Origin of the sequence: Halorubrum sp. SP3, from assembly GCF_005435195.1 — an archaeon.
GTDB classification, from domain to species: Archaea; Halobacteriota; Halobacteria; order Halobacteriales; family Haloferacaceae; genus Halorubrum; species Halorubrum sodomense.
The window spans coordinates 1-277 of record NZ_SGTU01000612.1; the positions used below are offsets into that span (position 1 = coordinate 1).

The 277-nt window shown below is 70.0% G+C and carries 1 pseudogene; it reads right to left on the reverse strand.

From position 1 onward, the window contains the following. Nucleotides 1-145: 145 nt before the first annotated feature. Nucleotides 146-277 (reverse strand): annotated as a pseudogene (locus EXE42_RS20520) (class I SAM-dependent methyltransferase); the annotation flags it as partial.

Below are 277 nucleotides of genomic sequence, written 5' to 3' on the forward strand. Positions count from 1 at the left end.
CGGTTCCGGTACCCCCAGAGGGCCTCGCGAGTCGCCATGTGGTCGGGGTAGTCGGCTCGCGGGTAAAAGTCGCGCGGGAGGGCGGCTCGTCGCGTTCGACAAACCGCCGCGCGAGCCGCACCGATCGGACCGCCAACGGCGCGAGTCAGTCGGTCACGCGGAAGGTCCGGGCGGTGTCCCTGTCGCCGCGGACCACGTCGACCTCGATCAGCCCCAGGGAGGTGAACACCTCGCCCCAGTCCCGGTAGTACAGCGGCGTCTCGTCGTCGACGTAGTT